Source organism: Jannaschia sp. M317, assembly GCF_025141175.1.
Classification (GTDB): domain Bacteria; phylum Pseudomonadota; class Alphaproteobacteria; order Rhodobacterales; family Rhodobacteraceae; genus Jannaschia.
The window spans coordinates 2433249-2447811 of sequence record NZ_CP081155.1; the positions used below are offsets into that span (position 1 = coordinate 2433249).

At 64.5% G+C, this 14563-nt stretch carries 15 protein-coding genes; 9 read left to right on the top strand and 6 right to left on the bottom strand.

Features of this window, described 5'->3' with window-relative positions; all coding sequences use genetic code 11:
• The first annotated feature begins 1 nt into the window (after window position 1).
• Window positions 2-247 (top strand): DUF2274 domain-containing protein, encoded by a 246-nt coding sequence (locus tag K3551_RS12385; RefSeq protein WP_259913578.1) that lies wholly within the window; start codon window positions 2-4, stop codon window positions 245-247.
• Between the two features lie 350 nt (window positions 248-597).
• Here K3551_RS12385 and K3551_RS12390 read toward each other — a convergent pair whose 3' ends face one another.
• From K3551_RS12390 to K3551_RS12400, 3 genes are read right to left on the bottom strand one after another with little or no spacing between them, the layout of a single operon-like run.
• A complete protein-coding gene (locus tag K3551_RS12390) occupies window positions 598-3696 on the bottom strand; it encodes an efflux RND transporter permease subunit (RefSeq protein WP_259913580.1) in 3099 nt (1032 codons plus the stop codon).
• Complete coding sequence (locus K3551_RS12395) at window positions 3693-4991, bottom strand: efflux RND transporter periplasmic adaptor subunit (protein ID WP_259913583.1); 1299 nt, start codon at window positions 4989-4991, stop codon at window positions 3693-3695. The genes K3551_RS12390 and K3551_RS12395 overlap by 4 nt, the downstream gene beginning before the upstream one ends.
• 4 nt (window positions 4992-4995) lie before the next feature.
• The gene (locus tag K3551_RS12400) at window positions 4996-5493 is read right to left on the bottom strand and encodes a cytochrome b (protein WP_164744785.1); all 498 of its coding nucleotides are present in this window, start codon (window positions 5491-5493) and stop codon (window positions 4996-4998) included.
• A gap of 97 nt (window positions 5494-5590) precedes the next feature.
• On the opposite strand from K3551_RS12400, the gene K3551_RS12405 reads away from it, so the two are divergent.
• Complete coding sequence (locus K3551_RS12405) at window positions 5591-6214, top strand: TetR/AcrR family transcriptional regulator (protein WP_259913587.1); 624 nt, start codon at window positions 5591-5593, stop codon at window positions 6212-6214.
• Entirely contained in the window at window positions 6198-6575 is a 378-nt protein-coding gene (locus K3551_RS12410; protein WP_127562673.1) for a hypothetical protein, read from the top strand. Before K3551_RS12405 ends, K3551_RS12410 begins: the two co-directional genes overlap by 17 nt.
• On the opposite strand, the gene K3551_RS12415 is transcribed toward K3551_RS12410, so the two are convergent.
• Complete coding sequence (locus K3551_RS12415) at window positions 6554-6967, bottom strand: Rrf2 family transcriptional regulator (RefSeq protein WP_127562672.1); 414 nt, start codon at window positions 6965-6967, stop codon at window positions 6554-6556. The genes K3551_RS12410 and K3551_RS12415 overlap by 22 nt on opposite strands.
• Before the next feature lie 107 nt (window positions 6968-7074).
• Between K3551_RS12415 and K3551_RS12420 the strand changes: the two genes are divergently transcribed.
• The 5 genes from K3551_RS12420 to K3551_RS12440 all read left to right on the top strand — a co-directional run bounded on the left by K3551_RS12420 (window position 7075) and on the right by K3551_RS12440 (window position 10512).
• Window positions 7075-7560, top strand: coding sequence for a hemerythrin domain-containing protein (locus tag K3551_RS12420; RefSeq protein WP_259913592.1), 486 nt, complete (start codon window positions 7075-7077; stop codon window positions 7558-7560).
• Window positions 7557-8252, top strand: coding sequence for a 5-formyltetrahydrofolate cyclo-ligase (locus K3551_RS12425; RefSeq protein WP_259913595.1), 696 nt, complete (start codon window positions 7557-7559; stop codon window positions 8250-8252). The genes K3551_RS12420 and K3551_RS12425 overlap by 4 nt, the downstream gene beginning before the upstream one ends.
• Window positions 8249-9454: an NnrS family protein gene (locus K3551_RS12430; RefSeq protein WP_259913596.1), complete on the top strand. Its 1206-nt coding sequence runs from the start codon at window positions 8249-8251 to the stop codon at window positions 9452-9454. Before K3551_RS12425 ends, K3551_RS12430 begins: the two co-directional genes overlap by 4 nt.
• 11 nt (window positions 9455-9465) lie before the next feature.
• Entirely contained in the window at window positions 9466-10134 is a 669-nt protein-coding gene (locus K3551_RS12435; RefSeq protein ID WP_259913598.1) for an NnrU family protein, read from the top strand.
• A gap of 81 nt (window positions 10135-10215) precedes the next feature.
• Window positions 10216-10512, top strand: coding sequence for a DUF6455 family protein (locus tag K3551_RS12440; protein ID WP_259913601.1), 297 nt, complete (start codon window positions 10216-10218; stop codon window positions 10510-10512).
• A gap of 24 nt (window positions 10513-10536) precedes the next feature.
• Here the strand turns inward: K3551_RS12440 and K3551_RS12445 are convergent, their stop codons facing one another.
• Together K3551_RS12445 and K3551_RS12450 are read right to left on the bottom strand one after the other, a co-directional pair.
• The gene (locus K3551_RS12445) at window positions 10537-10848 is read right to left on the bottom strand and encodes a carboxymuconolactone decarboxylase family protein (RefSeq protein WP_259913605.1); all 312 of its coding nucleotides are present in this window, start codon (window positions 10846-10848) and stop codon (window positions 10537-10539) included.
• 11 nt (window positions 10849-10859) lie between these two features.
• Window positions 10860-11558, bottom strand: coding sequence for a cyclic nucleotide-binding domain-containing protein (locus tag K3551_RS12450; protein WP_259913615.1), 699 nt, complete (start codon window positions 11556-11558; stop codon window positions 10860-10862).
• 255 nt (window positions 11559-11813) lie between these two features.
• Between K3551_RS12450 and K3551_RS12455 the strand changes: the two genes are divergently transcribed.
• A complete protein-coding gene (locus K3551_RS12455; RefSeq protein ID WP_259913619.1) occupies window positions 11814-14537 on the top strand; it encodes an MFS transporter in 2724 nt (907 codons plus the stop codon).
• Window positions 14538-14563: the final 26 nt, after the last annotated feature.

A 14563-nucleotide genomic window follows, 5' to 3' on the forward strand; every position in this document is an offset into this window, starting at 1 on the left:
CATGACCAAGCTGAAACTCGGTCCGATTCCGGACGACAAGCCTGTGAAACTCACCGTGGAACTGCCCGCAGAACTGCATCGCGATCTCATCGCCTATGGCGAGATCCTCGGCCGGGAAGCCGGACAGGGGCCGGTAGAGCCGATCAAGCTGATTGCCCCCATGCTTGAACGTTTCATCGCGACGGACCGCGGATTTGCCAATGCTCGGCGTTCGCTCTCCAAGAACGGAAGTAGCAAAGCACAGTAATTGATCAGAGGCTCCACGTTTCCAACAGGACCAAGACGGCGCGCCGGCATGACGGGAACATCAGTCTGGGGATCACTTTGAATAATCTTTATTTACTTTTAATGACTTAAGTCAGGGCGTGTACAAAATATGTTCATTGTTAGATCGCACTCTGTCATGGTGCGTCGCGTAATTTCCAGCCAAGTGTGTTCAGTTACAGGCTATTTGGGATCGCGATCCGCACAAATTGTCCAGCTTGCAACCAGACGAAACTCGCCAGAAAATTGAAGCGGAATGAACGTCCGCTTGATAATTTGCTTCGGTCTCCGCCAGTTCCAAATCTTCTTGTTTCTTGAGGAGGCGCGACGGTGTCAGCGACCCTCTGGAACGGCAAGATGGCCCTGTTTCCTTGGCCGCACGTCCTCGAGTGCTGCATAGAACGCAGGCAACACCAACAGGATCAGAACCGTTGCGGCGAGCAGGCCGAAGACCACGGAAATCACCAGTGGCTTGAGCGTCTGGGCCTGGGTCGAGGTCTCCAGCAGCAGTGGCGCCATGCCCATGATCGTGGTTGAAACCGAGACGAAGATCGGGCGGAACCGCGACCGCACAGCCTCGCCTACGGCCAGCGCGGCGGACAGTCCCTCGGCGCGACGTGCGTTGATGACGCCGACCAAGAGGATCGCGTTGTTCACCACGATGCCCGCGAGCGAGGCCGCCCCCACCAGAGACGGCATGGAAATGTTGTAGCCCATCAGGACATGGCCCCAGATCACGCCCAGAAATGCCAGCGGGATGGTGATCATCACAATCAACGGCTCGACGTAGCTGCGGAACTGGAAGCTGAGCACGAGGTAGATGCCCACCAGCCCGATGAGGAACCCGCGCAGGATCGAGGCGACGGTTTTCGCGGAATTCGCGGCCTGTCCGCCGATCTCGAAGCCAAGGCCGGGGGTGGAGGCTGCCAGATCGGGCAGGAAGCCCTCGGCCAGCCGTGCGGTAATCGCGTCGGCATTGCCGATGCGGCCGTCCACATCGGCCGAAACGGTCAGGGTGCGCAGACCATTGCGGCGTGTGATCGTGCCCCAGCCGCGCGCCTCGTCAATGGTGGCGATGCTGGAGAGCGGCACGGTGTCGCCACCGGGCAGGGCGACTTCGAAAAGGCTCAGGTCGGCGCGGGTGGTGCGGTCCTCATCGGCCAGCCGCACCTCAAGATCCCATGCCAGATCACCGCGCCGGATTTCCGCAAGCTGCGTGCCGAGGAAAGCCGCGCGAAGTTGGCTTGCCACATCCGTTGCGGTCAGCCCCAGCGCCTCGGCCCCCCGCGACAGGCTCAGCCGCAATTCGGGCGCGCCGGGGCGCAGGTCGAGGATCGCGTTGCGCACACCGGCATAGGTCTCGAGTTCGGCCAGCGTGGCGCGGCCCGCGGCCTCGAGCGCGGCGAGGTCGGGGTGGGTCAGGCGCAACTCGACCGCGATGCCTTGCGGGCCGATGCCCGGCTCGGTCAGGATCAGTGAGTTCACGCCGGGCAGGGCGCCGATTTCTTCGCGCCAGAGTGTGACGATCTCGTCCAGCGTGCTGTTACGCGTCTCGGCGCCCAGAAGGTCCACCGCGACGGTGGCGACATGGGCGCCGGTTTCGCCCGCCGACAGGTTACGGCCCAGACGGGTGATGCGGCGAATAACCAGCGGTTGCGCCTCGGGCTGTTCGGGTGTCAGACGGGCGTTCACGCGGTCAAGCGCGGCCTCGACCTGTGCGACTGCCTGGGTCGTGCGCGCCAGCGGGATGCCGGCAGGCAGCATCAGCCGCGCCTCGAGCACGTCGCCGTCGATCTCGGGCATGGCTTCGCGCTTGACCATGCCGCCACCGAGCGCACCGACGGTCAGGATCAAGGCACCGATGGCCAGCCCTGCGACCAGCCAGCGCGCCTTGATCGCGGTATCGGCCAGACCGCCGACCCCTTCGCGAAAAGCGTCAAAGCCCGCGTCGAAGCCTTTGCGGAAGCGGGAGGGGGCAGTGTCCTTCATCCCGCCTTTCAGGTGGTGGGGCAGGATGAAAAAAGCCTCGATCAGCGAGGCGGCAAGGGCTGCCAGCAGGACCACCGGCAGGACTTCGAGCACGGCCCCCAACTCGCCCGCGAGGAAGGCCAGAGGCAGGAACACGGCAAGCGTCGTCAGGAAGGACGAGATGACACCGGGGGTGACGGCGGCGACGCCGGCGGCCACGTTTTCGACCGTCGCGTCCTTGGCGGCGTGTACAGCGATGGAATCCGCGATCACGATGGAATCGTCCATCACGATCCCGATCGCCATCAAGAGCGCCACCAACGTCATCATGTTCAGGCTGAGCCCGGTCAGCGCCATCCAGACAAAGGCCCCCGCAAAGGCCACGGGCAGGCCCATCGCGGCCCATATCGCGAAACCGGGGCGGAAAAACATGCTCATCACCACGACGACGAGCACTAGCCCGATCACCCCGTTCTGCACCAGCATCACAAGACGGTCGCGGATGATCGATGTCACGTCTTGCACCACTTCGACGGTGATGGCGCCCGGCAGTCGGGCGGTTTCCGCGTCAACCAAGGCCGCGACGCCGTCCAGCACGCGCAGCGCGTCGGCATCGAGCGCCTTGGCCACGTCAAACACGAGCGCGGGCACCCCGTCGACAAAGGCGCGGTCCTGTGGCGGCTCGAAGCGTTCCTCGATCACCGCCACGTCGCCCAGCGTCAGCGTCGCGCCGTTCGGCAGCACCAGCACGGGGATCATGGCCAGCGCCGTTGCCGTGTCGCGTTCGGCGGTGAAACGCAGGGTCAGGTCCGCGCCTGCCCCTTCGAGCGTGCCTGCGGGCAGGTCGATGTTCTGCGCGGCGATGGCGGCGGCCAATGTGGCAGGTGTCAGGCCGTGGCTGTCGAGCACGGCGCGCGGCGCGGTGATGGACAGCGTCCGGGCGCCGAGGCCCCCGCGCGTCACGCGAGCAACACCCGGCAGGGCGGTCAGGCGGTCCGACAAGGCGTCCGCATAAAGGTCCAGTTCGCCCAGCGGCAGATCTCCCGAGATAGCCACCGAGGTGACCGGATCGGAGCGGTGCAACTCGCGCACCACCGCAGGATCGGCACGGTCAGGAAAGCTGTCGATGGCCGAAACCTCGGTGCGCAGAGAATTCACGAAACGCAGCGCGTCATTGCCCGGCGCCATGGTCGCCACGGCGCGGGCGCGGCCGGTTTGCGCGGTGCAGGTGAAGGTCTCCAGCCCCTCGACACCCTGCACCCCGTCCCACAGCGGCGCGCAGATCGCGCCTTCGACATCCTCGGCGGCAGCGCCCCGGTAGGGCACGGTGATCTCGGCCTCGACAGCGCGGAAATCCGGGAAGGTTTCGCGCAAGAGACCCGGCGCGGCAAAGGCCCCGGCGGCGAGGAACAGCAAAAGCAGCAGGTTGCCCGCCGTCGGGTGACCGGTGAACCAGCGGATCATTGCGGAGCCTCGACCGGGGTCAGGGTCATGCCGGGAATGGCCGGGGCGATGTCGTCGATCACCACGCGGTCGCCGGGGGCGAGCCCATCGGTGATGATGACCGAGCCGTCTTGTGCAAAACCGGCGGTGACGGGCCGCAACTCCAGCCTGTTATCGGCGCTTGCGATACGCACCATGCCCCCATGCAGTGCCGCTTCGGGGATTGCGATGAGGCCTGACATAGAAGCGCCCGAAAAGGCAATCTGCACCTGCATGTTGGGCACCAGCGGCAGGCGCCGGGGCGGGTCCGCGCCCTCATAGGGGTCGTCAACCCTGACGACGACCGGCACGGTGCGCGCACGGGCATCCAGCGCGCCTTCGATCCGGACAACGCGGGCGGTCCAGATTTGGGTCGGGTCCGACAGCGGGCTGAGCGTCACCTCGATTTGCGTGGCTGGCAGGTCGCGCATCATGTCGGCAAGGGTGATGCCTTCAGGCGCATCTCCCAGCAGGCGGCGAAAGCTGCCGATTGGCAGATGGGCCACGACTTCGGCCGCTGCGATCCCGTCGGCACGGATCACCACCTGACCGGGGCTGACGGTCTGAAACAGCTCCGCATTTACCTCGGTCACACGCATGCCGAACGGCGTCGTCAGGGTTGTGCGGTCGAGCGCGCGGCGCGCGCGGTCGATGGCGGCCTCGCTGCGCGCGACCTGTGCCGCGATCCGTGCCTCGCGGGACGGGATAAGAGCCATCGCATTTTCGAGTTCCGCGACCGTGCGGCGGGCCAGAAGCGTGGCACGCTCGGCCTCATCGACGCGCGATTGCGGGGCCGTACCCTGTTGGGCCAGGGTCCGCGTGCGAGCCAGTTCGGCCTCGGCCAGCGCCAATCTCGCGCGTTCCAGATCGAGGATGCGGCCCGTGTTTTCCGCCTCGGCGGTCAGCTGCGCGCTTTCGGCGTCCAGCGCTGCAAGGTCGGCCTGCGACTGCGCCAACGCGAGCTCGTAGTCGGCAGGGTCGATCCGCAGCACCTCGGTTCCCGCCGGGATCAGGCGGCCGGGTTCCAGGTTGAAGTGGCGCCAGATCACTTCGCCTTGCACTTCGGCCACGGCGACCCAGGTGTCGGCCGCTCGCAGGTTGCCCCACGCCGTGGCGGTCGGGCGTAGGTCTGCTGCCGCGACCGTCATCACGCGGACCGGCAGGGCGGGTCCGCTGCCCTCGATCTGGGCCGGTCCGGGTGCCGACGAGATCATCCAGACCGCCGCGGCAATGCCGAGCGCGATAGGCGGCAGGGCGAGGAGAGGGGCGAGTCTCATGGGATCAGCATTGCGCCCGGCGCATCCGCGCCAGCGTGCCGTCGCGCAGCACGAACTGGTGGTAGAGCGCGCCGACGACATGCAGCGCGATCAGCGCCAGCAGGGCAATCTTCAAAACGTTGTGGCCTTGCGCCGCGGTCTCGACCCCGCCAAACCACGCGACCGAGCCGCTGAGCGGCATCAGGATCATCAGCGCGTATAGGCCGACATGGGTGAGCTTGGCGAGGATGCCCTGCAGTTTGTTGGCCTCGATCGCCGGAGGCACGCCGCGCTGGGCGCGCAGCGTCAGCCGCCACAGCGCGAAGATCACCACCAGCGCGCCGCCCGCCACATGGGCCAGCACGAGCGGGTCGAACCCCGCCTCCAGCCCGTCGGTGACGCGATCCCAAGCGGCCGACATCGCGTCCTTGAAAAGGTATTGCTGCGCAATCAGCGCGAAGACGAGCCAGTGCAGCGCGATCTGCAGGCGGGAATAGCCGGTCGGGGCGGTTGTGGCGGGCATGGCGGGGGTCCTTTCGGTCTGGGCGCGCGACTCGGGATAGAGGTTGCAGTTGCCAGTAGTATATGTTAGTGAGTTATAACTAACAAGAGGGGGCTGCATGTCCGTTCGTCAGAGCGCGGAAGAGCGAAAGACACAGATCGTGGCCGAGGTGCTGCGACTGGCCGACGAGATCGGACCCGACCGGCTCAGCACCACGGATGTCGCGCGCGCCATCGGTCTCAGTCAGCCGGCGATCTTCCGACATTTTCCCACCAAGGGCGCGCTCTGGTTGGCGGTGGCCGAGGATATCGCGAACCGGCTTCAAGGCTCGTGGGCCGCAGCCGAGGCCGGGGCCGCCGGGCCACACGCGCGCTTGAGGGCGCTCATCGGTGCGCAGCTCTCAGCCATATCCGAGACGCCCGCTCTGCCGTCGATCCTGTTCTCGCGCGAGTTGCAGGTGGACAATCAAGCCCTGCGCGACGTGTTCCGGGGGCTTCTGGGCGCGTTTCAGAGCCGCCTTGTTGCCGTGATCCGTGATCTTCAGGCCGCGGGCGACATGAAGCGCGACGTTAGCCCGGAGGATGTCGCCATCCTGCTGACATCGCTGGTGCAGGGTGTCGCCATCCGCTGGACGCTCGGCGCGCGGGGCTTTTCGCTCCCGCAAGAGGGGTTGCGATTGTTCGACGTGCAGTTGGTGCTGCTGAACGCTGAGGAGGACGTTCTCGATGAGAAAAAAAGATAAATTGCTTCGCATCACGGGTGGAGTTGCGATTGCCTTCGGCCTTTTGACGGTTGTTTCGGGCGGCACCACGCTGCTTGGTGCGCTCGAGATGGGGGCGGTCGTCCTGTTCGTCTTGTGGTTCAACACACTGGCTGGACTTGCCTATGTCGTCGCGGGCCTGGGCCTGTGGCAGGGGCGGCGATGGGCCTATCCTCTGTCTCTCGCGATCTTCGCCGCAACGCTGTTGGTCTTCGCGGCGTTCGGTTTGCATGTGGCGCAGGGTGGAGCTTTCGAGATGCGCACCGTTTTCGCCATGGCCCTGCGCAGCACGGTATGGGGCGGCATCGCGCTGGTGGCGCGTCAGGTGCTTTCCGGGCGGTAGACGCAATCGGCAAGGGTGCTGCGGTTGAGATCGGCCACGAAGGCCGCCTCGGCATGGGCCAGCCGCGCCTTCAACCGGCAGTGCGGGGTCAGGGTGCAAGTGTTGGTGTCGGAGGCAAAGCACTCCACCAGCGCCTGATCGGCCTCGAGCACCGCCACCACATCGCCCAAACGGATGTCCTTGGGCGCGCGGGCCAGCATCGCGCCGCCCCCGCCGCCGCGCCGGGTCTCTAGAAGACCTGCCGCGGCAAGCGCCGAAATCACCTTTGCCAGATGGTTGCGCGAGATACGGAACTCGGCGGCAAGGTCGGCGGCTGTGAAGGCGCGATCGGGGGTGCCCGCCATGCGCATCAGCACGCGTAGCCCGTAATCTGTGAAGGACGTGAGGCGCATGGTCGCGCTCCTGATTTGGTATTTACAATGCGTATTACTGTGGTCTAATCGGTAAATCAAATGCCAATTCATCTTGTTCCGACGATTCACCACAGAAGGAACGTGCCATGCACGACGATGCCACCGCCGCAGTGCCGCAGGAAACCGGCGCTTTGATCGACCACATCCTGACCAATTATCACGAGATGCACCGGGCGGACCTCGCCTCGCTCGTACCCTTGGCCGAGCGCGTCGAACAGGTTCACGCCGATGATCCAGACGCCCCAAAGGGTCTTGCCCGTGCCCTGGCCACGCTTGCCCACGAGATGGACGATCATATGACCAAGGAAGAGACGATCCTGTTCCCTGCCATGCGCGCGGGCGGCGGTGCGGGCATCGAACACCCCATTGCGGTCATGCGCGCCGACCATGACGATCACGCTGAGACCATCGCGCTGGTCCGCAAGCTGACGGGCGACCTGACGCCACCGAAGCATGCTTGTGGCTCGTTGCGGTCGCTTTATGGCGGCACGGCGACGTTGCTTGACGAACTCGCCGCGCACATCGCGCTGGAGAACGACGTGCTCTTTCCCCGGTTCGAGCCGGCAAGATGACCAAGGGCGGGACATATGCATCGCCGCCTTGCATGGCCGGAGAGGTCGATCCCGCGTATTTCGACCCGCTTGGCGTTGATCCCGGGCAGGCGCGCGATGTGGCGCGCTGGCGCCGGGCGGAACGGACAACTTTGGCCGGGCTGAGGGAGGGCCTGGGCCAGGCTGGGCGGGCGCAGGTCTCAGGCAGGATCGCGGGGCATCTGGGGAGGGTGCTGGGCGACCGCGGGGTGGCGCCCGGATGCGTCTTTTCCGGCTACTGGCCGATCAAGGGGGAACCCGACCTGCGCCCGGCCTTGGCCGATCTGCACCGCGCGGGCGTCACCGTCGCCTTGCCAGTGGTCGAGACGCGCGCCGCGCCACTGGTGTTTCGCCGCTGGACACCCGAGACCAAGCTGGTGCGCGGCGACTGGAACATGCCCGTTCCCTCGCCCGATGCCGATATGCTGGTGCCCGATTTCGCGCTCGCGCCCTGCCTGGGGTGGACCGACGACTGTTATCGGTTGGGCTGGGGTGGGGGCTATTTCGATCGGACGCTGGCCGCGCTGACACCACGCCCCATCACCATCGGCATCGCGCTGAACGCCGCCCGCCTGCCGATGATCTTTCCGCAACCCCATGACATCCCGCTCGACCTGATCCTGACCGAGGACGGCGTCGCGGCAACAAGGCCGGACTCAAGGACACACAGATGACCACCACAACCGAACAGATGCGCGCCTGGACCGGACCCGCGATCCTGACCTTCGGGTTCCGCCCGTTCTTCTTCGGCGCGGCGGTCTGGGCAGCGCTGGCGATGGCACTTTGGGTGCCGATGCTGTCGGGGCACCTGACGTTGCCCACCGCTTTCGACCACGTGTCATGGCACGCGCATGAATTCCTGTTCGGTTATCTGGGCGCCGTCGTCGCGGGGTTCCTACTGACTGCGGTGCCAAACTGGACGGGGCGCTTGCCGATCGTTGGCTGGCGTCTCGGGATGCTCGCGGGCCTGTGGCTCTTGGGCCGTCTGGCCGTCGCCGTCTCGGGTGGCTTGCCGCCCGCGCTGGTGGCGGCGTTGGATCTCGCGTTTCCGGTTTTTTTTGCGCTGCTGATCGCGCGGGAGATCGTGGCGGGCAAGAACTGGCGTAACCTGATCGTGCTGGCGATGCTGGGGGGCTTCATCATCGGCAATGCACTTTTCCACTGGGAGGCGGCACAGGGCGAGTATGCCGCGCAAGGTTACGGCCTGCGGCTGGGCCTCGGGGCGGGCATCATGATGATCGCCGTCATCGGCGGCCGCATAGTGCCGTCCTTCACCCGCAACTGGCTGGTGAAACGGCGCAGCGCCGTCCTGCCCGTGGCGCCGATGCAGTCCTTCGACAAGGTGGCGCTCGCGGCTCTTCTAGTGGCGCTTTTGCTGTGGGTTGCGCTGCCTCTCAGGACGCTGACCGGGCTGGCCCTTGCGCTGGCAGGCGTGTTGCATGCCCTGCGATTGGCCCGTTGGGCCGGGCACCGGACCTTTGTCGAACCGCTGGTGACTGTGCTGCACGCGGCCTATGCCTTCGTGCCGTTGGGGGCCTTGGCACTGGCCGCGGAAATCTTGGCTCCGGGGTCCTTCGGGATGGCGGGTGCGCAGCATTTCTGGATGGCAGGCGCGATCGGGTTGATGACGCTGGCTGTGATGACTCGCGCGACGCTGGGCCATACCGGTCAGAACCTGAGTGCGGGGGCGGGTACGGTCGCGATCTATCTGGCCCTGATCCTGTCCGTCTTTGCGCGGGTCGCGGGCGGCGTATTCCCCGAGTTCTCCGGCCCGTTGCACACGGTGGCCGGGCTGTCGTGGATCGTCGCCTTCGGGGGCTTTGCCGTCGTCTATGGTGCGCTTTTGCTGCGCCTGCCCGCCGCCAAGCGGGTCTGAGGCGCGCATCGATGGGATGGTTCGAGTTCGCCTTGGCCTATGTCGTGTTCTTCTTGTCGCATTCCTTGCCCGTGCGACCGCCACTGCGGCCTTGGCTTCAGGCGCGGCTTGGAGCATCCGGTTTCACACTGGCCTATTCCGCCCTGTCGTTCGCGGTGCTGGCTTGGTTGATCTGGGCGGCAGGCAGCGCACCGCATGTGGCCCTGTGGGACTGGGCGCCATGGCAGGCCCATGTCCCACTGGTGGTCATGGGGCCGGTCTGCCTGATCCTTGCGTTGTCCATCGGCCGGCCCAACCCGTTTTCCTTCGGGGGTTCGCGCAACGACCAGTTCGACCCGGCCCGGCCCGGCATCGTCCGGTTGTCGCGTCACCCGCTGCTGCTGGCGCTGACGCTTTGGGCGGCGGCCCATGTCGTGCCCAACGGAGACTTGGCCCATGTGATCCTGTTCGGAACCTTCGCCGCCTTCGCGCTCCTCGGCGGTCGCCTGTTCGACCGGCGCAAGCGCCGCGAAATGGGGCCAGAGTGGCAGCGGATGCGTGATCGGGTGTTGGACGGGCCGTTCCTCTGCCTGCCTGTCTCGTGGCAACGTCTCGCGACCCGAATTGCGATTGGAATTGGCCTTTATGTTGCGTTGCTGTGGCTCCACCCATGGCTTTTCGGCGTCGACCCACTTGCATGAAGTTGTCCGCTACGCTGCGGAACGAGGCGACAAGCGATGCCGACTATGGTATTAATTCAAAGACAAACTTGGAGGCGCGTCGTGCTGAAATTGGACAGCGATACTCTCACCATTGAAGCCTTCGAAAAAAGAATGCGGTTGCGTCGGCGCATGTTTGCAAAAAGCGGAGTGAGCTTGGCGGCTTTGCACGCAGCGCAGGATTTGGAAAGCGTCGCGCGACACAGTGTCGAAACCTGCGTTTCCTGCAATGCGGACGAGATTTGCGGACGTTGGCTCGACAAGACCGCAGACGGTGGCAAGCCGCCGGGGTTTTGCCCCAACCATCGCCTTATCGAATACCTGCAAAAGGAAGAGCGGTTGCGTCCCAAGGCCCGGTGACAGTCCGCCCAGCCGAACGGAGTTCTAATCCTCGATATCTTCGATCCAGGTCTTCGCGGCGACGGCACGAGGCAGGCCAAGCGGGCCGATGGCCAGCATCGCGACCTGCATAATCGCCTCAGCCTCGATCCCGTCCGCCTTGGCCCTGCGGGTATGCGAGTGGACAGCGCCTTCGGATCCCGCGCCAATTGCCAGCGCGAGTTTGACGAGGCGCTTCTCGCGGTCCGTCAGCGGGCCGCAATCGGCGGTCGCCTTGCCCAAGGCGGCGTAGGCTTTCCAGACACTGGGATATTCCTCGGCGAGATCTCCGGCGGCGCCAGGCATGGATTTTGTCATCTGTCAGTCCCTCAGGTTGAAAAGTCATCAATCAGTGGATTTGGTTTCGCAAAGCGCTCAAGGTCCGCCTGATTGTCGATGGAGATGCGGGTGCCGGTCACGGTCACGCCATAGGGCTGCAGCCCCTTGAAGGCGCGGCTGAGATTTTCAGGGGTCATGCCCAGCACAGAGGCCAGGCGCCGCTTCTCGAAATCCAGCTCGAACGCAGCCCGGCCGCCGGCGTGCCGTTGTTGCCTGAGCAAGTAGTTCGCGAGCCGCTCGAGCGAGGTTCTGAGTTTCAGATCCTTCTGCGCCTTGATGACAGAGCGATAGCACTGCGCCAGTTCCGTGACGATCGCACGGGCAAAGTTGCTGTCGGCGTCGAAGATCGCGCGAACGTCCTGACTTGGGATCAGCGCGATCCTGCTTTTCTCGAGCGTGCGGGCCGACATCAGGTAGGGCGCATCCTTGATGGTCGCGGCAAGAATGAAGGTCGAGATCGGGCGGACAGTCGCCATGCTGGTATCCCGCCCATTCCAGGCCGAAAACAGATCCACCGAACCCGAAATGACGATATGAAGAAAATCGCTCGGTTCTCCTTCAGTGATCAATTCGATCTGCGCAGGGAAATTCTGCACATAGGCGCCACGCATCAAGGACGTGAAATTATCATCCGCCATCTGCGCAAAGAGATCGAGTTTTCGAATATCCCGGTATTCTGAATCGGGCATTTCGTCCCCCCCTGACTTTGCGCGCTTAACAATTGTCAGCAAATCAATTGATAAATGTCAACCCACCAGTTGACCTTCGCCGCTTTAACCTTGATCTGCCACCGCGCACTGGATGACATATTTCTGTAAGCCATTTATTTCGCTAGTATTTTCCAAATTTTGTGATCTAGATCAAGTCACGAGCGTCGTTGTGGCGTCAGGTCTGGCACTGATCCCCACGCAGGGGTGAAAGACCTATTTTGCCGGAGACCCGCCATGCAGACCGTTGCAACAGCCTCACGCGCCGATCAGACACGCGCCCTGAGCTTGAGCACGATCGCCTTTACCGCTTGTTTCGCGGTCTGGACGATCTTTTCCATCATCGGTGTCGCCATCAAGGCCGAGCTTGGACTGAATGACACCCAGTTCGGCCTGCTGGTCGCGACACCGATCCTGACCGGATCGGTCACCCGCCTATTTCTCGGCGTCTGGACCGAGAAATACGGCGGACGGCTGGTGTTCTCCAGCCAGATGATCCTGACCGCGCTTGCGACCTGGGCGCTGACACTGGCGGACAGCTACATCATGTACCTGATCGCGGCGCTCGGCATCGGCCTCGCGGGTGGGTCGTTCATCATCGGCGTGGCCTATGTCAGCCGGTGGTATGACGCTGGCCACCAGGGCACGGCGCTCGGTATCTTCGGCGCGGGCAATGTCGGCGCAGCGGTGACCAAGTTCGTAGCCCCCTTCGTCATGGTCGCCTACGGCTGGCATGGCGTGGCCTATGTCTGGGCGGCGGGGCTGGCCATCATCGGCGTGCTGTTCTTCCTTCTGGCCAAGGACGACCCCGAACTGGTTGAGCGTCGCAAGACGGGCGCCAAGGCCCCGTCGCTCGCCCAACAGTTCGCACCGCTCAAGAACCTGCAGGTCTGGCGGTTCTCACTCTACTATTTCTTCGTGTTCGGCGCCTTCGTAGCCCTCGCGCTGTGGATGCCGCACTACCTGATCGACGTCTACGGCATCGACGTTCGCTTCGCGGGCATGGCAGCGGCCTCGTTCAGCCTCTCAGCATCTCTGTTCCGGGCCTATGGTGGCGTGCTGTCGGACAAGTTCGGCGCGCGCCGGGTCATGTACTGGACCTTCGGCTTTTCCCTGCTGTTCCTGTTCATGCTGAGCTACCCGCCGACGGACTACGTCATTCAGGGCAAGGACGGTGCCATCGCCTTCTCGACCCAGATGGGTCTGTGGCCCTTCATAGTGACGCTGTTCGGCTTGGGTTTCTTCATGAGCCTCGGCAAGGCAGCTGTCTTCAAGCACATCCCGGTTTATTACCCGGGCCATGTGGGCGCGGTTGGCGGGCTTGTCGGCATGATTGGGGGACTTGGCGGCTTCGTCCTTCCCATTGCCTTCGGTGCGCTGCTGGACCTGACGGGCATCTATACATCGTGTTTCGCGCTGCTCTTCGGACTGGTCGCCATCGCGCTGAGCTGGATGCACCTGTCGGTCCGGGCGATGGAGCGTGCGGCGCATGGCGAAGTGCTCGACCAGCTGCCGCAGCTGCCCGAGATGCAGGACATCCACCATCCCGAACGCACCGCCATGCCGCGCGTGCTGGAAGATTGGCGGCCCGAGGACGCGCAATTCTGGGCCGAAAAGGGCCGCGCCGTCGCACGCCGGAACCTCTGGATTTCAATCCCGGCGCTTCTGCTGGCCTTCTCGGTCTGGATGGTGTGGTCGGTGGTCGTGGCCCGTCTGCCCGCTATTGGGTTCGACTTCACCCCGGGACAGCTTTTCTGGCTGGCGGCCTTGCCCGGCCTTTCGGGCGCCACGCTCCGTATCTTCTACAGCTTCATGGTGCCGATCTTCGGCGGGCGGCTGTGGACGACGCTGTCGACCGCCTCGCTGCTGCTGCCCGCGATGGGCATCGGCTATGCGGTGCAAAACCCCGAGACGCCCTACCTGATCTTCCTCGTCCTGGCCCTTCTGTGCGGGTTCGGCGGCGGCAACTTCGCCTCGTCGATGGCCAATATCGGCTACTTCTTCCCGAAGGCCGAAAAGGGCAACGCGCTGGCGCTGAACGCGGGTCTTGGGAACCTCGGCGTCTCAGTCATGCAGTTCCTCGTGCCCATCGTCATCACGGCGGGCGTGTTCGGAGCGATCGGCGGTGAACCGGTGACGCTGTCGGACGGCGGACAACTTTGGATGCAGAACGCAGGCTTTGTCTGGGTGCCCTTCATCCTTGCGGCGACCATCGCGGCCTGGCTGGGCATGAACGACATCGCCGATGCGCGTGCGAGCTTCGCCGATCAAGCGGTGATCTTCGGACGCAAGCAGAACTGGTTGATGTGCATTCTCTACACCGGCACCTTCGGCAGCTTCATCGGGTATTCAGCCGGCTTCCCGCTGCTGACGCGGCTGGCCTTCCCGGATGTGAACGCGCTCAACTACGTGTTCCTTGGGCCGCTGGTCGGTGCGCTCAGCCGCGCCGGAACCGGCTGGATCTCGGACAAGTTCGGCGGTGGTCGCGTGACCTTCTGGACCTTCGCGCTGATGATCGTGGCCACCTTCGGCGTGATCACTTTCCTCGGACTTGGATCGTTCATCGGCTTCTTCGCCTGCTTCATGGCGTTGTTCTTCCTGACCGGTGTCGGCAATGCCTCCACCTTCCAGATGATCCCGGTCATCATGGGACGTGAAATTCCGCGCCTGATGCCGCAATTGGGCGTCGAGGAACGCAAGCGGCAGATCGCCATGGAATCCGGCGCAATCGTCGCCTTCACCTCGGCCATCGCAGCCTACGGCGCCTTCTTCATCCCCAAAGCCTACGGCACATCCATCGCGATGACCGGGTCGGCCGTGGGGGCGCTCTGGGCCTTCCTGATCTTCTACGTGATCTGCGTCGTCATCACCTGGGCCGTCTACACGCGCCCCGGCGGCCTTCTCCACGACATCGAGCGTGGTCGCACACCGCGGGGAACCGCGGCCCAGCCCGCTGAATGATCCAATTGAATTCCCGGGCGGCGCAG